This window comes from Streptomyces hebeiensis (assembly GCF_052983195.1).
Genome location: NZ_CM129812.1, coordinates 6,001,532 through 6,019,998, shown reverse-complemented (window position 1 = coordinate 6,019,998; position 18,467 = coordinate 6,001,532). Strand labels below are relative to the sequence as shown.

Genomic DNA, 18,467 nt, shown 5'->3' with positions numbered 1-18,467 from the left:
CGGGGACGACCGCCCGTCGTACCGTGGCGTCATCACGCCAGATAGCCACCGTCTATGACGTGCGTGCTGCCCGTGATGAACCCTGCGGAGTCGCCGGAGAGGAAGTGGATCAACTCGGCTATCTCCTCGGGCCGTCCGAGTCGCTTCACGGCCTGGGCGCCGATGACCGCCTGCTCCCAGCCGTCCGGGCCCGACCGTAGAGCCGGGGTGTCCACACCGTTCGGTGCGACGGCCACCACGCGGATGCCCGCCTCGCCGTACTCCAGGGCCGCGACCCTGGTCAGCCCGATGATGCCGTGCTTGGTCGCGGTGTGCGCGGCCAGGGCCGGGGCACCCTTCAGGCCCGACGTGGACGTGAGGTTGACGATCACGCCTCCCCCTAAGGTGAGCATGGCCCGTATCTCGGCCCTCATACAGGCGAAGACCCCCACCAGGTTGACGTCCAGGACACGGCGGAACTCCTCCGTCGACAACTCGGCCAGGGGCGCGAACCTGTTGATGATTCCCGCGTTGTTGACGGCGACGTGCAGCGCCCCGTAGCGCTCCATGACCGACTCGACGAGCGCGTCGACGGCCTCGGGATCGGAGATGTCCACCCGTGTGTGCCACGCCGTGCCTCCCGCCGCCCGAATCGTCCCGGCGACGCCGGCGGCCGACTCCTCGTCGATGTCCGCCACGACGACCGTCGCGCCGGCCGCTCCGAACCGGGCGGCGGTCGCGGCACCGATGCCCGACCCCGCCCCGGTCACCAGCACGACCTTGTCCCGTAAATCTTGCTCCGTCACTGCGCCTCCACCACACATGCCTCAAAGGCGGTCTCCCGCCACATTTCCGCGAGCAACCTGCCCATCGCCCCCGCGCCGTACACGCCGTCCCGGCACCCGGCGGACGGCCCCGCCGCCCGCCGTCGTCGGCCTCCCCGCCGTCGCTCGCACCCGGCCGCGCTTATCCTCGCTCGCATGGTGCTCCCACTCGCCGGGCACGGCGGTCTTCCCGGGCGTGACGGCCTCCCCGGGGGCGTCACGCCGCCGGCCGGTCGCCGGACGGACATCGCCGTGACGCTCGCCGTCACCGCCCTCGTCGTGGCCTGGACTCTGCTCCTCGCACGCTCCGTCCATGAGCCACCGGCCCGCGCGGCGGGCGGCTGGGCCCTGGTCGCCGTCGGCTGCGGGGCCCTGTACTTCCGGCGGGTGCGGCCGTTGCCCGTGGCCGTGATCACCCTGCTGGCCAGCGGGCTCTACTACCCGCTGAGCATGTCCGACGGACCGCTGATCCTCACGTTCGCGCTCGCGCTCTACACGCTGGCAGCCGAGGGCCACTTCACGGCCTCGGCCGCCCTGGCCGCCGTCACTCTGCTCGCCGTCGGCTTCGGAGAGCTCCGTCAGGGGTCGGGCCGACGCCAGATCGACGACACCTCGCTCGTCATGCTCGCCGGCTGGCTGGTCAGCCTGGTCGCCGTCGGCCGCGCCCAGCGCACTCGGCTCGCCTACCTCCGTGAGGTCGAACAGCGGGCCCTGGCCGCCGAGCGCGAACAGGAGGCCAGGGCGCGGCAGAGCGCCACCGAGGAGCGGCTGCGCCTCGCCCGCGACCTGCACGACGTGCTCGGGCACAGCATCTCGCTGATCAATGTCCAGAGCGGCGCGGCCCTGCACCGGCTGGGCAAGCGGCCGGAGCCGCCGGTCGCCCTCGGCATCGCCGAGGAGGCGCTGCGCACGGTCAAGTCGACCAGCAAGGAGGCCCTGCGTGAGCTGCGCGGTGCCCTCGGCGTGCTGCGTCAGGCGGACGAGGCGGCACCGACCGCCCCCGCTCCCGGCCTCGGCCGGCTCGGGGCGCTGATCGAGGGCGCCCGGTCCACGGGCCTTGAGGTGCGCCTCCGTACCGAGGGCTCGAGACGGCCCCTGCCGCCGCCCGTCGACCTCGCCGCGTACCGGATCGTGCAGGAGTCGCTCACGAACGTGACACGGCACGCGGGCGCCCGTACCGCGCTGGTGACCGTCGTCTACGGCGACACCGACCTACGGGTACGGATCGACGACGACGGACGCGCCAGCGACGAGGGCCGACGGCAGGGCGAGGGCCCGGGCACCGGGCCGACGGGGAGCCGAACGGGGAGCGGAATACGAGGCATGGCCGAACGGGCACAGTCGCTCGGCGGGGAGCTGACCGCGCGCCACGCACGGAACGGCTTCCGGGTCGACGCCCGGCTGCCCCTGGACCGTTTCTGACAACGGAAAAGAACGAAAAAAGGGGGACACCATGATCCGTGTGCTGCTCGCCGACGACCAGACGCTCGTACGCGCCGGCTTCCGCTCCATCCTCTCCGACGAGGACGACATCGAGGTCGTGGGCGAGGCGGCCGACGGTGAACAGGCCGTCGCCCTGGCCCGTGAGCTGCGGCCCGATGTGGTCCTGATGGACATCCGGATGCCCGGCACCGACGGCTTGGAGGCCGGCCGTCGCATCCTCGGCGATCCCCGCCTGGACGGAGTGCGCGTCGTCATCCTCACCACCTTCGACATCGACGACTACGTCTACGGGGCGCTGCGCGCCGGCGCCTCCGGCTTCCTGGTCAAGGACACCGAGCCGATGGAACTGCTGCACGCGGTACGGGTCGTGGCGCGCGGCGACGCGCTGATCGCCCCGGCGGTCACGCGTCGGCTCATCGCCGAGTTCGCCAGGCGCGGCAGGCGGCCGGCCCCCGGCCCACGGCTCAACGCGCTGACCGAACGGGAGCGTGACGTGCTGGGCCTGGTGGGAGCCGGGCTGTCCAACCAGGAGATCGCGCAGCGGCTGGTGCTCTCCCCGGCCACCGCGAAGACCCATGTCAGCCGGATCATGACCAAGCTGGACGTCCGGGACCGGGCGCAACTGGTGATCCTCGCGTACGAATCGGGCATGATCACCCCGGGCTGGCTGGGCTGAGTACCGTCCCCAACACCCCTGCTCACCATCGCGACCGGCGCCCAAGGCCGCCGCTCACCATCGCGACCGGCGCCCAAGGCCGCGACTTCCGTTGTAGGCGTACGTCCACGGCCGCGACTTCCGTGGTAGGCGTACGCCCGCGACCGCAACCCCGGGCGTACGCCGGGTGTCATCCGAGGGCCGACGCGGCGCCCCGTACCGGACGCCCAGGCTGTCGGTGTGGCAGATTTCCTCACCGCCGCGAGCGGTCCCGTGGACGCGGAGACGCTCGACCTCGCGCGGCTGCAGTTCGCTCTCACCGCGGGCGGTCATTTCCTGTTCGTCACGCTGACGCTGGGGCTGGCGACGATCGTCGCCTGCGTCCAGACGTACGCGACGATCAGTGGAAAGCCCGCGCACACACGGATGGTGCGCTTCTGGGGGCAGCTGTACGTCATCAACTACGCCGTCGGAATCGTCACCGGCATCGTGATGGAGTTCCAGTTCGGACTGAGCTGGAAGGGGCTCACCCATGACGCGGGCAATGTCCTCGGGGCCACGCTCGCCGTGGAGACGATCACCGCGTTCTTCGTGGAGTCCACCTTCCTGGGACTGTGGATCTTCGGCTGGCACCGGTTCGGGCCACGCGTCCATCTGGCGCTGATCTGGGTCGTCACGCTCACGGCGTATCTGTCGGCCTACTGGATCCTCGTCTCCAACGGCTTCCTCAACCACCCGGTGGGGCACCGCGCCGTCGGAGGCCAGGTCGTCCTCGACGATGTCGGCGCGCTGCTGACCAATCCCAGCGCCCTGCTCGCCTTCGGGCACGTCGTGGCCGGTTCGCTGCTGACGGCCGGTTTCTTCATGGCCGGTGTCAGCGCGTACCACCTCTTCCGGCGCACGCCGGAGTCGGAGTTCTTCGGGCGCTCCCTGCGGATCGGAGTGTTCGTCTCGCTCCCCGCGCTGATGGTGACCGCCGCCTTCGGTGGCATGCAGCTGTCATCACTTACCGACCTACAGCCCATGAAAATGGCCGTGTTCCAACAGAAAACGGACGAGATCGCGCAGCTACAGGCGGAAATGACCAGCCGGTTCGGTCCTGGCGACTATGTGCCGTCGATGGCGTGGACGCGCGGCGGGGCGCTCGTGATGCTGCTCGTGTTCGCGCTGATGATGTATCTCTGCCTGGCCGGGACCGTCCTCGCGTGCATCCGTCCCGCGGTCTTCCGATTCCGGCTCTGGCATGTGGCGCTGATGGCGTCCGTGCCGCTGCCATACCTCGCGATGACCAGCGGCTGGGTCTTCCGGGAGGCCGGGCGGCAGCCCTGGGTGGTGTACGGGTTCCTCAGGACGCGGGACGCCGTCTCGGACCTGTCCCCCGCCGCCATGCGCGCCTCGCTGATCACCTTCACCACGCTGTTCTTCCTGCTGGCCGTCGGCAACGCGCTGCTGCTCTGGCGCCATGCCCGGCTCGGGCCCGTGGAGTCCGGGCTCGGCCACGACGAGCGCGGGGAGGCGGCGCCTCCCGGACCGGGGCCCGGGCCGGGCCCCGGTCCGGGCTCGGATCCGGCCGGCCACCTGCCCGTCCCGCGCTACTGAGGAGTTGTCGTGGAGACCCTCGCCATCGCCCTGCTCGGCTTCTTCGTCACCGGATATCTCGTCCTCGGCGGCGCGGACATCGGCACGGGAATGCTCCTGCCGTACCTCGGCCGCGACGAGAGCGAGCGCCGGCTCGTCCTGACGTCCTTCGCCCCCTTCTTCCTGGGCAACGAGGTCTGGCTGGTCGCGGCGGCGGGGCTGTTCGTCGGCTGTTTCCCGGAGCTGGAAGGGGAGTTGCTGAGCGGCCAGTTCGCGGTCGTCGTCCCCCTGATCGTCGGCTGGATCGTACGGGACATGGGCCTGTGGCTGCGCGGCCGCCCGGCCACCGGGGCGATGGACGACGGTGGTGCCGGACGTCGTGGCGCCCGTACCCGCGCACCGCTCTGGCGCGCGGCGTGCGACGGCGCCGTCGTATGCGGGAGCTGGACGGTCGCGTTGGGCTGGGCATGGCTGCTGACAGCGCTGTTCAACGGCTCGGTGACCGAACCCGCCTCGGGCCCGGCCGCCGCGCTCACCTCGGCCGCCGTGACCACGCTCTTCCTCGCGCACGGCCTCGGGTTCGCCGCGCTCCGGCTGACCGGCGCGCCCTTCGAGCGGGCGCGCCGTGGGGTGGGCCGTACCGGTGCCCGGCAGTCCCTGGCGCTGACCTCCGTCCTGATGGGTGCCGTTGTCGTACTGGCCGGGCGTGGCCTGCCGCTGTACGAGTCGGCCGCGGACGGGGCGACGCTCGCGCTGCTGGTGCCCGTGGTGCTGGTGACCGCACCCTTGCTGGTCGCTGTTCAGGCGTGGCTGTGGCGCACCTTCCGGCGCCGGGTGAGCCACCCGTCGTACATCTGACGTGTTCCGCCGAGGCACCTCGGAGGCGCTGCGCACCGACCGTCGCCCTCGTACGAGCCGGTCATGTCAACGCCGCCGGGGCCCGTTGCCCGCGTGCAGCGCGCGCCGCATCTGCCGCAGCACCCGGCCGCCGCCAGTGCGCGGCACCCCGCCACGTACCCGCGCGTCGTCCATCACGTCGTACCGCTTCACATACGCACCGAGGAACGCCTGGAGCGTGGCGACCGCCGGAATCGCGATCAACGCGCCGACCGCGCCCAGCAGGGCGGTGCCGGCGATGACCGAACCGAAGGCCACCGCCGGATGGATGTCGACGCTCTTGGCGGTGAGCTTGGGCTGGAGCATGTAGTTCTCGAACTGCTGGTAGATCACCACGAAGCAGAGCACCCACAGCGCGTACCACGGGTCCTCGGTGAAGGCGATCAGCATCGGCAGCGCCCCCGCCAGATAGGTGCCGATCGTGGGGACGAACTGGGAGACGAGCCCCACCCAGACGGCGAGCGCCGGCGCGTACGAGACGTTCAGGAACTCCAGCAGCACGTAGTGCGCCGTCCCGGAGATCAGCGCCATCAGGCCGCGCGAGTAGATGTAGCCGCCGGTCTTGTCGACCGCGATCTCCCAGGCGCGAAGCACTTCGGCCTGGCGGGCGGGCGGCAGCACGGAGCACAGCGCGCGCCGCAGCCGGGGCCCGTCGGCCGCGAAGTAGAACGAGAACAGGAAGATCGTCAGCAGCCGGAAGAACATGCCCAGCACGGTGGTGGAGATGTCGAGGACCCCGGTCGCGCTGTTCTGCACGTATCTCTGGAGCCAGTCGGAGTGGAGCAGGCTGTCCTGGACCTCGACGCGCGACAGCTCCGTGTGGAACGTCGTGTTCACCCAGCTGATCACCGAATCGAGGTACTCCGGGAAGGACTCGACCATGTCGATGATCTGGGTCGCCAGCATCGAGCCGAGCATCACCACGAACCCGACGCTCGCGCACAGCACGCCGAAGAAGACCAGGAACGTGGCAAGTCCGCGCCGGACACCGCGCGCCGCCATGGCGCTGACGGCGGGTTCCACCGCGAGCGCCAGGAAGAACGCGATGAGCACATTGATCAACAGACCGATGAGCTGGTGGAACGCCCAGCTGCCGAGCTGGAAGCAGGCGACGAGCACCAGCGCCAGGACCATGGCGCGCGGCAGCCAGCGGGGCATGCGGGCGGAGCCACCGGCGCCCCCGCCCCCGCCTCGGCCCCCGGTGCCCCCGGCGTCCGACGGCGGCGGCGCGTCGGCCGGGGCCCGGCGCGCTTCCCGCGCCGCCGATGGCGAGTCGTCCGGCGCGTCCGGCGGAGGGACGGGGGGGTGTACGTCCGATACGGGGTTGTCAGTCGCGGCCACGGAGCAAGTGTCGCCTACGGATGTGACAGCCGAACACAAGCCCGCGGGGCTCCGGTCATCGCCTCACCGCTTCTCGGCCGGGACGTCCATGGCGGCGCAGACGGCGCGCCACACGTCCTTCGCCTCCCAGCCGGCGTCGAGCGCCTCGTTGACCGTACGGCCGCCCAGCTCGGACATCACATGGTCACGCGCGAAGGAGTCGGCGTAGGCAGGGCCGAAGTGGTCCGCCATCCGTTCCCAGAAAATCGTCAACCGCATGGCCTCAAGTATCCCGCCCGCCATGACTGCTGTGACCGCTGTGACCATCGCGGCTCCCGCGGCCACCGCGGCCGGCGCCCGGGTCCGGGCGATTGTCAGTGGGCGGGTGCACGATGGGGTGCATGGCAGGAACCGCGCTCGACTCCTTCTCCCCCGCCACCCGCGGCTGGTTCACGGGTGCCTTCTCCGCGCCCACGGCCGCGCAGGAGGGTGCCTGGCGCGCGATCGGCGAGGGCTCGGACGTGCTGGTCGTGGCCCCCACCGGCTCCGGCAAGACACTGGCCGCGTTCCTGGCCGCGCTGGACCGGCTGGCGTCGGTGCCCCCGCCCCCGGAGGCGAGGAAGCGCTGCCGTGTGCTGTACGTCTCACCGCTGAAGGCCCTCGCGGTCGACGTGGAGCGCAATCTGCGCAGCCCTCTCACCGGCATCCGGCAGGAGTCCGTGCGGCGCGGGCTGCCGGAGCCCGACATCCGGGTCGGTATCCGCTCGGGCGACACCCCGGCCGCCGAGCGCCGGTCGATGGCCAGCCGGCCGCCGGACATCTTGATCACGACGCCCGAGTCGCTGTTCCTGATGCTCACGTCCTCCGCGCGGGACTCGCTCGCCGGGGTGGAGACGGTGATCCTGGACGAGGTGCACGCCGTGGCCGGGACGAAACGCGGGGCCCATCTCGCGCTGTCCCTGGAGCGGCTGGACGACCTGCTGCCGGGGCCCGCGCGCAGGATCGGGCTGTCTGCGACGGTACGGCCGGTGGAGGAGGTCGCCCGCTACCTCTCGCCGCGGCGGAGGGTCGAGATCGTCCAGCCGCCCTCCGGCAAGGAGTTCGACCTCTCCGTGGTCGTCCCGGTGGAGGACCTGGGCGAGCTGGGCGGCTCCCCCGCGTCGGCGCCCGAGTCGGACGGCGGGGACAAGCCCTCGATCTGGCCGCACGTGGAGGAGCGGATCGCCGATCTCGTCCAGGCCCACCGCTCCACGATCGTCTTCGCCAATTCCCGTCGGCTGGCCGAGCGCCTGTGCAACCGGCTGAACGAGATCGCCTATGAACGCGCCACGGGTGAGCCCCTGCCCGAGGAGCAATCCCCCGCCGAGCTGATGGCCCAGTCCGGCGCGGCCAGGGGCGCTCCCGCCGTGCTGGCCAGGGCGCACCACGGCTCGGTCTCCAAGGAGCAGCGTGCCCAGGTGGAGGAGGACCTGAAGGCGGGCCGGCTGCCCGCCGTCGTGGCCACCTCCAGCCTGGAGCTGGGCATCGACATGGGCGCGGTCGATCTGGTCGTGCAGGTGGAGTCGCCGCCCTCGGTGGCCTCCGGCCTCCAGCGGGTCGGCCGCGCGGGCCACCAGGTGGGCGCGGTGTCCACCGGCGTCGTCTTCCCCAAGTACCGCGGTGATCTGGTGCAGGCCGCCGTCGTCACCGAGCGGATGCGGGACGGCGCGATCGAGTCGCTGCGCGTGCCCGCGAATCCGCTGGACGTGCTGGCGCAGCAGCTGGTCGCCATGGTCGCCCTGGACACCCGGCAGGTGGACGACCTGCTCGCGCTGGTCCGCCGTGCCGCGCCGTTCGCCTCCCTGCCCGAGTCGGCGTTCATGTCCGTGCTGGACATGCTCGCCGGGCGTTATCCCTCCGACGCCTTCGCGGAGCTGCGCCCGCGCCTGGTGTGGGACCGCGTCACCGGTACGGTCACGGGCCGCCCGGGCGCGCAGCGCCTCGCCGTCACCTCCGGAGGCACGATCCCCGACCGGGGGCTCTTCGGCGTCTTCCTCGCCGGCGCCGACCCGAAGAAGGGCGGTGGCCGGGTCGGCGAGCTGGACGAGGAGATGGTCTACGAGTCCCGCGTGGGGGATGTGTTCACCCTCGGCACGACCTCCTGGCGCATCGAGGACATCACCCGCGACCGGGTCCTGGTCACGCCCGCTCCCGGCGCCCCGGGCCGGCTGCCGTTCTGGAAGGGCGACCAGCTGGGCCGCCCCCTGGAGCTGGGCCGCGCGGTGGGCGCGTTCCTGCGGGAGATCGGTTCCCTCTCCGAGGAGGACGCCCGGCTGCGGCTGCTGACCGCCGGGCTGGACGGCTGGGCCGCCGGCAATGTGCTCTCGTACCTGGATGAGCAGCGCCGCGCCTGCGGCCATGTCCCCGACGACCGGACCATCCTGGTCGAGCGGTTCCGCGACGAGCTGGGCGACTGGCGGGTGGTGATCCACTCCCCCTTCGGGGCACAGGTGCACGCCCCGTGGGCCCTGGCCCTGGGCGCCCGGCTCGCCGAGCGCTACGGGCTGGACGCGCAGGTCATGCACGCCGACGACGGCCTGGTGCTGCGCCTGCCGGACGCCGACCTGCTGGGGATGGACCTGCTCGACGACGAGCCGGGCAGCGGTGCGGGGACGGCCTTCGACAGTGAGCAGGCGCCCGTGGGAGCCGCGGACGTCGCCTTCGACGCGGGCGAGGTCCGCGGGATCGTCACCGACCAGGTGGGCTCCTCGGCGCTGTTCGCCGCACGGTTCCGGGAGTGCGCCGCACGGGCGCTGCTGCTGCCGCGGCGCAGTCCCGGCAAGCGCACACCGCTGTGGCAGCAGCGCCAGCGCGCGGCACAACTGCTCCAGGTGGCGAGCGAGTTCGGATCGTTCCCGATCGTGCTGGAGGCGGTGCGGGAGTGCCTCCAGGACGTCTTCGACGTCCCCGGCCTCACGGAGCTCATGGGGGACATCGAGGCGCGCCGCGTCCGGCTGGTCGAGGTCACCACCACCGAGCCGTCCCCCTTCGCCCGCTCCCTGCTCTTCGGCTATGTCGCCCAGTTCCTGTACGAGGGCGACTCGCCCCTGGCCGAGCGGCGGGCCGCGGCCCTGTCCCTGGACTCCCGGCTGCTGGCGGAGCTGCTGGGCCAGGCCGAGCTGCGGGAGCTGCTCGACCCGGAGGTGCTCACCGATCTGGAGCGGGAGCTCCAGTGGCTCACGGACGACCGGCGCGTCAAGGACGTGGAAGGCGTCGCCGATCTGCTGCGCGTCCTCGGGCCGCTCACCGGCGCGGAACTGGCCGAGCGGGGAGCGCGGGCCGACTGGGCGGAGGAGCTGGCCGCGGCCCGCCGCGCGATCAGGGTCCGGATCGGCGGGGCCGACCACTGGGCGGCCGTCGAGGACGCGGGGCGCCTGCGGGACGCGCTCGGCACGGCCCTGCCCGTCGGCGTGCCCGAGGCGTTCACGGAACCGGTCAAGGACCCGCTCGGCGACCTCCTCGCCCGCTTCGCCCGTACGCACGGCCCGTTCACCTCGGCCACGGCCGCAGCGCGGTTCGGTCTCGGGGTCGCCGTCACGGACGGCGCGCTGCAACGGCTCGCGGCGGCCTCCCGGATCGTCCAGGGCGAGTTCCACCCCTCCGGCATCGGTCAGGAATGGTGCGACGCCACGGTGCTGCGCAGGCTGCGCCGCCGCTCGCTGGCCGCGCTGCGCCAGGAGCTGGAGCCGGTGGCACCCGCCGCGCTCGCCACGTTCCTCCCGCAGTGGCAGCATCTGAGCGGCGACAGCCTGCGCGGCATCGACGGACTCGCGCGCGCCGTCGAGCAGTTGCAGGGCGCTCCCGTGCCGGCCTCCGCCCTGGAGAAGCTGATCCTCCCGTCCCGGGTGCGGGGCTACGCGCCGGCGCTCCTGGACGAGCTGACCACGACCGGTGAGGTGCTGTGGGCCGGTGCGGGCGCGCTGCCCGGCAAGGACGGCTGGGTCTCGCTCCATCCCGCGGACAGCGCACCGCTGTTGTTGCCACCGCCGCACCCGCTGGAGCTGACGGCGCTTCACGAGTCGGTCATGACCGCTCTGTCGGGGGGCTACGGCCTGTTCTTCCGGCAGATCGCGGAGCAGATCCGCGCCACCACCCATCCCGACGTGACGGATCCCCAACTCGCCGACGCCGTGTGGGACCTGGCCTGGTCGGGCCGGCTCACCAACGACACACTCGCCCCGCTGCGCGCCCTGCTCGGCTCGGGGCGGACCGCGGGGTCCACGGCCCACCGCGCGCGCCGCCCGGTGCCCCGTGGCCGGTACGGGACGCTGACGGCCGCCGCACGGCCGGCCTCCCGTACGGGCCCGCCCACCGTCAGCGGCCGCTGGTCACTGCTCCCCGACCGGGCCCAGGATCCCACCCATCGCGCGCACGCCCTGGCCCGGACGCTCCTGGACCGGCACGGCGTGGTGACCCGAGGGGCGGTCGCGGCCGAGGGCGTCGAGGGCGGCTTCTCCGCCATGTACCGGGTGCTGTCCGCCTTCGAGGACAGCGGCCAGGCGCGCCGCGGCTATGTGGTCGAGGGTCTGGGCGCGGCCCAGTTCGCGATGGACGGCGCGGTGGACCGGCTGCGCGCGGCGGCGACCGCCCGCGACCGCGCCGAGGGCGGTTGCGCCGGCCGTGCCGTGGTCCTGGCCGCGGCCGACCCGGCCAACGCCTACGGGGCGGCGCTGCCCTGGCCCGAGCCGCCGGAGGGCGCCACCCACAAACCGGGCCGCAAGGCGGGCTCCCTGGTCGTCCTGGTGGACGGCGAGCTGACGCTCTACATGGAGCGCGGCGGCAAGACGCTGCTGGCCTGGCCGGCGGATCCGGAGGACCCGGCGCTGGAGGCCGCCGCCCGGGCGCTGGCCGAGGCGGCTCGCGCGGGCGCGCTGGGCACGGTCACGGTGGAGCGGGCCAACGGGATACCGGCGCTCACGTCCCCCCTGGGCCGGGTGCTGGAAGCGGCGGGCTTCCACGCCACCCCCCGGGGCCTGCGGCTGCGCGTCTGAGCGGCCGCGTCGCGCATCATGGAGTCATGCCCGAAGGAGACACCGTCTGGCAGACCGCACGGCGACTGCACACCGCGCTGGCCGGGCAGCGCCTCACCCGGTTCGACCTGCGGGTGCCCCGGTTCGCCACCGCCGACCTCACGGGCCGTACCGTCCTCGACGTCACCCCGCGCGGAAAGCATCTCCTCACCCGGATCGAGGGCGGCCTCACGCTCCACTCGCATCTGCGCATGGACGGCGCCTGGCAGGTGTACGGCCCCGGCGAGCGCTGGCGCGGCGGGCCGGCTCATCAGATCCGCGCGGTACTCGCCACGGAGCGGCACACCGCGGTCGGCTACCGTCTGCCCGTGCTGGAGCTGCTGCGCACCGGCGACGAAGAGCGGGTGGTCGGTCATCTCGGCCCGGATCTCCTCGGCCCCGACTGGGACCCGGGCACCGCGCTGCGCAATCTCCTCGCCGACCCCGCCCGCCCCGTGGGGGACGCGCTGCTCGATCAGCGCAACCTCGCCGGCGTCGGCAACATCTTCCGGTCCGAGGCCTGTTTCCTCGTGCGGGCGGTCCCCTGGCTTCCCATCGGCGAACTCCCGGCACCCGAGCGCCTGGTGACCGCCGCCAAGAAGCTTCTCGAAGCCAACCGTGCCCGCCCTGCCGGCAGTCGGCGTCTGTACGTGTACGGCCGCGCGGGCCACCCCTGCCCACGCTGTGGTGCCCCCATCCGCAAGACGGACCAGGACGAGCGCCCGGTCTACTGGTGTCCCGTATGCCAGCCGGAACCGTCCAGTTGACGTAGTGTCAGCCCCGTGCGCCGTCTCGCGGCCCGGATATCGCGCCGGAACGGCGCCGGTGCCGCGAGGACGCGACATGCACCGGCACCAGGCTCAGTCCCCAGCCCCCCGCCGCCACCGCGGCCTCCGTCAGGCCGGTGTGCGCGGGCGCCAGCGCGATCCGCAGTACGGCCCACCACCACAACCCGCCCACGGCGAGCGCCGGCAGAAGGGTCCATCGCCTTGCCATGGCTGCCTCCTCCGGCCGACGCTAGACCTGCACGATCATCCGGCGCGAGGGCGCATCGGATGCACGCCCCGGCGCGCGGAGCCAGGGGGATACGAAAAGCCGATACGGTGACGCGCACGTCACCGGGGACCGCGGGCCGACCGCCCGCTCCGCCCGCCGGCCGGCCGACCACCCGGTCCCGGCCGGGGAACCGGTCCTCCGCGCCGGGAACCGGTTGTCCGCCAGGCCCTGTCCGGGCGATGCCTCTTCCTCGCAGTGTGCCCCGGCGGCGCCCGCGCCGCATCCAGAGCGCGTCATGCCTCCGTGGCGCAGTGTCACCGGCGCGCGCCGCCGATCGCCCGCCGGCGCGCCTCCACATCGCCTCGGGACCCGGTCACCCTGGTCCCGCCGACACCGGGCCCCGAGAGCTTTCCGCGGCCGACGGCCCGCGTACGCGAAGAGGCGCACCCCAAGCGGCGGACCACGCATGTGCCTGTGCACCACGGACGCGGGAGCGGACCGCCCCGTCACACGGTGCGGTCCGCTCGGCCCGACATGGCTCGCCCTACACGTTCTCGGCCTGGAACATCCAGGCGTGCTTCTCGAGATCGGCCGTCACCTGGATCAGGATGTCCTGGGTCACCGGGTCCGGCTCGTCCGTCGCCCGGACGCGTTCCCGCATCCGTTCCACCACGGAGTTGAGCGCGTCCACCAGGAACCCTACGACGTCGGCGTCCTTGATCCAGCCGTTGTGCACCGTATCGATCCCGCTGGTCGCCGCCACCGTCGCGGCCCGGCCGTCGGGTGTCACCCCGATCGCGGCGGCCCGCTCGGCAACGGTGTCCGAGTGCTTGCGCGCGGTCGCCACGACATCGTCGAGCTGGAGATGCACGGACCTGAAGCGTGGCCCGATGATGTTCCAGTGGACCTGCTTGCCGACCAGAGAAAGATCAACCAGGTCCACGAGGGCTCCCTGGAGCGCCTCACCGACAATCTTCAGGTCTTCCTCCGGCAGAGCACTCTTCACGACAGACATGCGAAACCTCCAGTTCCGTTCGCGACGCGGCTCTCCTGCTGCTGTTTCCCAGGCTCTCTCCACCATGACATAAAAGCCATGAAACGGTCATCCAGGAGAACAAGCCGCCATAACCTCTCATTCACCGCAAGACAAGAGCCCCGGTCGGGTTCGAGTACCCGCCGGGGCTCCCATCAAACTGCCACACGCTGTGCAGAGAATTCGTGCCGATCACGCTCGTCGGACGGCAGCGGTTGTCAGGCCGCGACGACGTCCACCGCCTCCGCGGGCGCCTTGATCGTCACGCGCTCCGTCGGTACACCTGCCACCGACGTCACAGAGACGGAGTTGAGCATCGGCCGCACCGGCGCGGGCACCGGTGCGTCGGCCGCCGCCGACGCCGCCAGTTCGGCCAGCGACAACTCGTCGCTCACTTCCCGCATGAGCTCGGACATCCGTACGTCAAGCGCGTCGCAGATCGCGGAGAGCAGCTCGGAGGAAGCCTCCTTCTGCCCCCGCTCCACCTCGGAGAGATAGCCGAGCGAGACTCGGGCGGACGAGGAGACTTCGCGCAGAGTACGGCCCTGGCGCTGGCGCTGCCGACGCAGCACGTCACCCAGCAGGCGACGGAGCAGAATCATCGGTGGCTCCCTCCTCGGACCGCGTAGCCGCATCCTTCACGCCCCACCGTACCGCCTTGCGCCGCGGCCGTGCGGGGAGCGATGTCGTGTTCACTCAGGGCTGCAAACATCAAGTCCCCCCGTTCTCTTCCGTATCCTGTGCCCGCCCGTTCCCCGGGAGTTCGCCGAGGAGCAGCGCGAGCACACTGCGCACACTCTCTTTACGGATGTCCGTACGCCCGCCGTTCAATCGCAGAGCGTTCACTTTCTCCCTGCCCTCCGGTCCCGCGACGGCCACGTACACCGTCCCCACGGGCCGCCCGTCCTGCGGTTCGGGCCCGGCGACGCCGGTGGTCGCCACTCCCCACGTGGCACCGAGCGCCCGGCGCACCCCGGCGGCCATCTGCCGCGCGACCTCGGCGTCCACCGCCCCGCGTTCGTCCAGCAGCGCCCCGTCGACCCCCAGGATCTCCCGCTTGAGATCCGTCGCGTAGGCGGTCACCGACCCCCGGAAGGCCCGGGAGGCGCCGGGGACGGCCGTCAGCTCCGCGGCCACCAGGCCACCGGTCAGGGACTCCGCCACCGCCAGTGTCGCACCGCGCGCCCGCAAGGCGGCCAGTACCCGCGCCGCGTCCTCACTCACCGTGGTGCGGTCCTCGCTCCTCACCTGGGCGACTCCGTCACGCAGCCCTCCCGCGCCGCCCGCTCCGCCGCCAGGCCTCGCCGCCGCAGCACGACCGCCTGGCGCACGTAGTCGAGGCCCGTGAGCACGGTCAGGGCGACGGCCACCGCCATCACCCAGAACCGCAGCGTCGCCAGCGGCCCGGTCAGCGCGAGGACGTACATCCCCACGGCCGTCCCCTGCGCGAGCGTCTTCGCCTTGCCGCCCCGGCTGGCCGGGATGACCCCGTGCCTGATCACCCAGAAGCGCATGAGCGTGATGCCGAGTTCGCGGAAGAGGATCACACCCGTCACCCACCACGGCAGATCACCGAGCGCGGACAGGCACACCAGGGCCGCACCCATGATCGCCTTGTCCGCGATCGGGTCGGCGATCTTCCCAAAGTCGGTGACCAGGTTGTACCTGCGGGCCAGATGTCCGTCGAACACGTCCGTGATCATGGCGACGGCGAACGCGGCCCAGGCCCAGGCGCGCCAGACCGGGTCGTAACCGCCGTCCTGCAACATCAGGGCCACGAATCCGGGCACCAGCACCAGGCGCATCATCGTGAGGATGTTGGCGATGTTCCACAGGCCCGCCTGGCCGTCCCCGGTCCCCTTGACCCGTGAGGCCCCCGAAGGCCCCGGGGCCGCCAAGGCCGGCTTGGGGCCACGGGCCGGTTTCGCGCCGGCTCCACCGGCCGCGGACGCCGGGATTCCGGTCATGTGCCCGCCTCCTCGCCCGGGGCCCTCGAACCGGCCGCCGGCAGGTCGTCGTACACGGCTACGACATCGGCCACCAGATCCACGCCCTCGGTGCCGACCACCTTCGCCTCGACCATACGGCCCGGACGCAGACCCTCGCCCGACGTGAGGATCACCTGGCCGTCGGTCTCGGGCGCCTGGTGTGCCGCCCGGCCCACCGCCGCCGGCTCGTCCGCACCCTCGAAGGCCGCTCCCCCGGCGCTGTCCGGGTCCGCCCCGCCGACCGACTCGACCAGCACGCGCAGGCTCTCGCCGAGGCGTTCCTCGGCCCGCTGGGCGGTCAGCTCCTCGGCCAGCCGCGACAGGTGTTCCAGCCGCTCGGAGATGACGTCCCGGTCCAGCTTCCCGTCGTAACCGGCGGCCTCGGTGCCGTCCTCGTCCGAGTACCCGAACACACCGATGGCGTCGAGCCGCGCGCCGCCCAGGAAACGCTCCAGCTCCGCGAAGTCGGCTTCGGACTCACCGGGGAATCCGACGATGAAGTTGGACCGCACACCGGCCTGCGGCGCCTTGCCGCGGATCGTCTCCAGCAGCTCCAGGAACCGGTCGGTGTCCCCGAACCGCCGCATCGCGCGCAGCACACCGGGCGCCGAGTGCTGGAAGGACAGATCGAAGTACGGGGCGACCTTGGGCGTCGAGGTCAGGACGTCGATCAGCCCGGGCCGCATCTCGGCCGGCTGGAGGTAACTGACCCGGACCCGCTCGATCCCGTCGACTGCCGCCAGCTCGGGCAGCAGCGTCTCCAGCAGGCGGATGTCGCCGAGGTCCTTGCCGTAGGAGGTGTTGTTCTCGGAGACGAGCATGACCTCCTTGACGCCCTGCTCGGCCAGCCAGCGCGTCTCGCCCAGCACGTCGGAGGGACGGCGGGAGATGAAGGAGCCGCGGAAGGACGGGATGGCGCAGAAGGAGCACCGCCGGTCGCAGCCGGAGGCGAGCTTCACGGAGGCGACGGGGCTGCTGTCCAGACGCCGCCGAAGCGGCGCCCGGGGCCCCGAGGCGGGTGCCAGCCCCGCCGGCAGGTCCGCGGGGGCCGAGGAGAGCCCCTCGGCGGCCGTGGGGGCCCCGCCGGCCACCGTGCCGCCCGCGGTCCCGCCGGAGTCCCCGTGGCCCGGCAGGGCCACTCCTGTGGCGTTCTGCCGCTCGACGGGACTGAGGGGCAGCAGCTTGCGGCGGTCACGGGGGGTGTGCGAGGCGTGGACGCCACCGCTGAGAATCGTGCGCAGCCGGTCGGAGATATCCGCGTAGTCGTCGAAGCCGAGGACCCCGTCGGCCTCCGGCAGGGCCTCCGCCAGATCCTTGCCGTACCGCTCGGCCATGCAGCCGACGGCGACAACGGCCTGCGTTCTGCCGTGCTCCTTGAGGTCGTTGGCCTCCAGCAGGGCGTCGACGGAGTCCTTCTTGGCGGCTTCGACGAATCCGCAGGTGTTGACGACGGCGACATCCGCTCCGGCGGCGTCCTGGACGAGATCCCAGCCGTCCGCCGCCAGGCGGCCTGCGAGCTCCTCCGAGTCCACCTCGTTACGGGCGCAGCCAAGAGTGACAAGGGCGACGGTACGGCGTTCGGGCATGGGCTCAAGACTACTTTGTCCTGGCCCCGCCCTCGCCGCGCAGGGTTGCTCAGCCCGCTTCCGGGTCACCCTGCGTGTAGGACAGCCGCTCGACCTGCCCCGCTTCGAACTCGTCCGTGACCTTCTTGCCGTTCACGAAGAGCTCGATCGCCCCGGCGTTGCCGAGGACGAGATCGATGCGCTTGTCGTCCTGGAAGGTCTTGGAGTCGCCCTCGTCCAGGATGCCGTCGTACAACAGCTTGCCGTCGTAGGCCTTGGCCGAGATCCAGCTCTTGCCGTCCGTGGCGGACAGCTTGACGGTGACCTTGTCGTGCGGCACGGCCGCGATGGCGCTCTCGGACTCCGCGGGCTTGGCCCCACCCGACTTGGTCGGAGTGGGCTTGGCACCGTTCTGGTCGGGTTCGGAACCTTCCGCGACCTGTTTGGTCTTCGTATCGCCATCGCCACCACTGAACATGGTGAAACCGACAAAACCGATCACGGCGACGATCGCCGCGACCATGGCGGCGGTCCAGTTGGGCCGGCGGCGTTCGGGCCTGATGCGCTCGGCCTCGAACAGCGGCGCCGCCGGTGTGGGCGCCGGACGTCCGCCGTGTTCGGCATCGAACCGGGCGATGAGCGGGTCGGGATCGAGCCCGACCTTTCCGGCGAGCATGCGGATGTGCCCGCGGGCGTACACATCGCCACCGCAGCGCGAGAAATCGTCCTGCTCGATCGCCTGCACGATGGGCACACGCACCCGTGTGGAGGCGCTGACCTCGTCCACGGTCAGTCGCGCCGCGATACGGGCTTCCTGGAGCGCCTGGCCGATCGAAGGCCGGTCGTCCTCGGGGGAGTTGTCCTCGGCGGGGGAGTTGTCCGCGCCGGGAGAGTTGTCGTCGTCGGGGGCACTGCTCTCGGGGGAGTTGCCGATGGACACGGGGGCGCCTTTCGAGCGTGTAGCCACCTGCTGGAGGATCAGTCTATGGGTGGTACGAAAGGGTGGGGCAACCGGGCGGACGCACTTTGTACGCCATCCGAATGGCGGACGACGCCGAGGAGGACGTTCTTCTCGTCCTCCCCCCAACTTGACGCCCGGCCAAGGGAAACGGTTGCTCTCGCATTCCCGGAATCCGTCCCG

Annotated in this window: 16 protein-coding genes; 6 read left to right on the top strand and 10 right to left on the bottom strand. The window is 72.1% G+C overall.

Going from position 1 to position 18,467, the window contains the following annotated elements:
- Positions 1 to 32: 32 nt before the first annotated feature.
- A complete protein-coding gene (locus ACU6P3_RS25830; RefSeq protein ID WP_447194313.1) occupies positions 33 to 785 on the bottom strand; it encodes an SDR family NAD(P)-dependent oxidoreductase in 753 nt (250 codons plus the stop codon).
- 174 nt (positions 786 to 959) lie between these two features.
- Here ACU6P3_RS25830 and ACU6P3_RS25825 point away from each other — a divergent pair, with 174 nt between their 5' ends.
- From ACU6P3_RS25825 to ACU6P3_RS25810, 4 genes are all read left to right on the top strand, one after another.
- Positions 960 to 2,225, top strand: coding sequence for a sensor histidine kinase (locus ACU6P3_RS25825; RefSeq protein WP_447194312.1), 1,266 nt, complete (start codon positions 960 to 962; stop codon positions 2,223 to 2,225).
- A gap of 31 nt (positions 2,226 to 2,256) precedes the next feature.
- Entirely contained in the window at positions 2,257 to 2,922 is a 666-nt protein-coding gene (locus ACU6P3_RS25820; RefSeq protein WP_447194311.1) for a response regulator, read from the top strand.
- Between the two features lie 219 nt (positions 2,923 to 3,141).
- Positions 3,142 to 4,500 carry a cytochrome ubiquinol oxidase subunit I gene (locus ACU6P3_RS25815; protein WP_447194310.1) on the top strand — a complete coding sequence of 453 codons (1,359 nt, stop codon included), beginning with the start codon at positions 3,142 to 3,144 and terminating at the stop codon, positions 4,498 to 4,500.
- Between the two features lie 9 nt (positions 4,501 to 4,509).
- Positions 4,510 to 5,337 carry a cytochrome d ubiquinol oxidase subunit II gene (locus ACU6P3_RS25810; protein ID WP_447194309.1) on the top strand — a complete coding sequence of 276 codons (828 nt, stop codon included), beginning with the start codon at positions 4,510 to 4,512 and terminating at the stop codon, positions 5,335 to 5,337.
- Positions 5,338 to 5,403: 66 nt separating this feature from the next.
- On the opposite strand, the gene ACU6P3_RS25805 is transcribed toward ACU6P3_RS25810, so the two are convergent.
- Both ACU6P3_RS25805 and ACU6P3_RS25800 read right to left on the bottom strand, forming a co-directional pair.
- Positions 5,404 to 6,534, bottom strand: coding sequence for an AI-2E family transporter (locus tag ACU6P3_RS25805; RefSeq protein WP_447194308.1), 1,131 nt, complete (start codon positions 6,532 to 6,534; stop codon positions 5,404 to 5,406).
- Between the two features lie 246 nt (positions 6,535 to 6,780).
- Positions 6,781 to 6,975, bottom strand: coding sequence for a DUF3046 domain-containing protein (locus ACU6P3_RS25800; protein WP_030745476.1), 195 nt, complete (start codon positions 6,973 to 6,975; stop codon positions 6,781 to 6,783).
- A 122-nt stretch (positions 6,976 to 7,097) separates the two neighbouring features.
- On the opposite strand from ACU6P3_RS25800, the gene ACU6P3_RS25795 reads away from it, so the two are divergent.
- Together ACU6P3_RS25795 and ACU6P3_RS25790 are read left to right on the top strand one after the other, a co-directional pair.
- Positions 7,098 to 11,726, top strand: a complete 4,629-nt coding sequence (locus ACU6P3_RS25795; RefSeq protein ID WP_447194307.1) for an ATP-dependent helicase — start codon at positions 7,098 to 7,100, stop codon at positions 11,724 to 11,726.
- A gap of 26 nt (positions 11,727 to 11,752) precedes the next feature.
- Complete coding sequence (locus ACU6P3_RS25790; RefSeq protein ID WP_447194306.1) at positions 11,753 to 12,511, top strand: Fpg/Nei family DNA glycosylase; 759 nt, start codon at positions 11,753 to 11,755, stop codon at positions 12,509 to 12,511.
- 7 nt (positions 12,512 to 12,518) lie between these two features.
- Here ACU6P3_RS25790 and ACU6P3_RS25785 read toward each other — a convergent pair whose 3' ends face one another.
- The 7 genes from ACU6P3_RS25785 to ACU6P3_RS25755 form a co-directional block, all read right to left on the bottom strand.
- Complete coding sequence (locus ACU6P3_RS25785; RefSeq protein ID WP_030745484.1) at positions 12,519 to 12,740, bottom strand: hypothetical protein; 222 nt, start codon at positions 12,738 to 12,740, stop codon at positions 12,519 to 12,521.
- A gap of 544 nt (positions 12,741 to 13,284) precedes the next feature.
- Positions 13,285 to 13,755 carry a Dps family protein gene (locus ACU6P3_RS25780; RefSeq protein ID WP_447194305.1) on the bottom strand — a complete coding sequence of 157 codons (471 nt, stop codon included), beginning with the start codon at positions 13,753 to 13,755 and terminating at the stop codon, positions 13,285 to 13,287.
- Between the two features lie 236 nt (positions 13,756 to 13,991).
- The gene (locus ACU6P3_RS25775; protein ID WP_030745489.1) at positions 13,992 to 14,375 is read right to left on the bottom strand and encodes a helix-turn-helix domain-containing protein; all 384 of its coding nucleotides are present in this window, start codon (positions 14,373 to 14,375) and stop codon (positions 13,992 to 13,994) included.
- Between the two features lie 109 nt (positions 14,376 to 14,484).
- Complete coding sequence (locus ACU6P3_RS25770; protein ID WP_447194304.1) at positions 14,485 to 15,021, bottom strand: CinA family protein; 537 nt, start codon at positions 15,019 to 15,021, stop codon at positions 14,485 to 14,487.
- Entirely contained in the window at positions 15,018 to 15,740 is a 723-nt protein-coding gene (pgsA, locus tag ACU6P3_RS25765) for a CDP-diacylglycerol--glycerol-3-phosphate 3-phosphatidyltransferase (protein WP_447194303.1), read from the bottom strand. Before pgsA ends, ACU6P3_RS25770 begins: the two co-directional genes overlap by 4 nt.
- Complete coding sequence (gene rimO, locus ACU6P3_RS25760; protein ID WP_447194302.1) at positions 15,737 to 17,347, bottom strand: 30S ribosomal protein S12 methylthiotransferase RimO; 1,611 nt, start codon at positions 17,345 to 17,347, stop codon at positions 15,737 to 15,739. Before rimO ends, pgsA begins: the two co-directional genes overlap by 4 nt.
- A gap of 49 nt (positions 17,348 to 17,396) precedes the next feature.
- Entirely contained in the window at positions 17,397 to 18,266 is an 870-nt protein-coding gene (locus ACU6P3_RS25755) for a helix-turn-helix domain-containing protein (protein ID WP_447194301.1), read from the bottom strand.
- Positions 18,267 to 18,467 lie beyond the last annotated feature (201 nt).

Coding starts and splice junctions, on each gene's coding strand:
- ACU6P3_RS25825 (WP_447194312.1), top strand. CDS start 960: ATGGTGCTCCCACTCGCCGGGCACGGCGGTCTTCCCGGGCGTGACGGC.
- ACU6P3_RS25820 (WP_447194311.1), top strand. CDS start 2,257: ATGATCCGTGTGCTGCTCGCCGACGACCAGACGCTCGTACGCGCCGGC.
- ACU6P3_RS25805 (WP_447194308.1), bottom strand. CDS start 6,534: ATGCCCCGCTGGCTGCCGCGCGCCATGGTCCTGGCGCTGGTGCTCGTC.
- ACU6P3_RS25800 (WP_030745476.1), bottom strand. CDS start 6,975: ATGCGGTTGACGATTTTCTGGGAACGGATGGCGGACCACTTCGGCCCT.
- ACU6P3_RS25795 (WP_447194307.1), top strand. CDS start 7,098: ATGGCAGGAACCGCGCTCGACTCCTTCTCCCCCGCCACCCGCGGCTGG.
- ACU6P3_RS25790 (WP_447194306.1), top strand. CDS start 11,753: ATGCCCGAAGGAGACACCGTCTGGCAGACCGCACGGCGACTGCACACC.
- ACU6P3_RS25785 (WP_030745484.1), bottom strand. CDS start 12,740: ATGGCAAGGCGATGGACCCTTCTGCCGGCGCTCGCCGTGGGCGGGTTG.
- ACU6P3_RS25780 (WP_447194305.1), bottom strand. CDS start 13,755: ATGTCTGTCGTGAAGAGTGCTCTGCCGGAGGAAGACCTGAAGATTGTC.
- ACU6P3_RS25775 (WP_030745489.1), bottom strand. CDS start 14,375: ATGATTCTGCTCCGTCGCCTGCTGGGTGACGTGCTGCGTCGGCAGCGC.
- pgsA (WP_447194303.1), bottom strand. CDS start 15,740: ATGACCGGAATCCCGGCGTCCGCGGCCGGTGGAGCCGGCGCGAAACCG.
- rimO (WP_447194302.1), bottom strand. CDS start 17,347: ATGCCCGAACGCCGTACCGTCGCCCTTGTCACTCTTGGCTGCGCCCGT.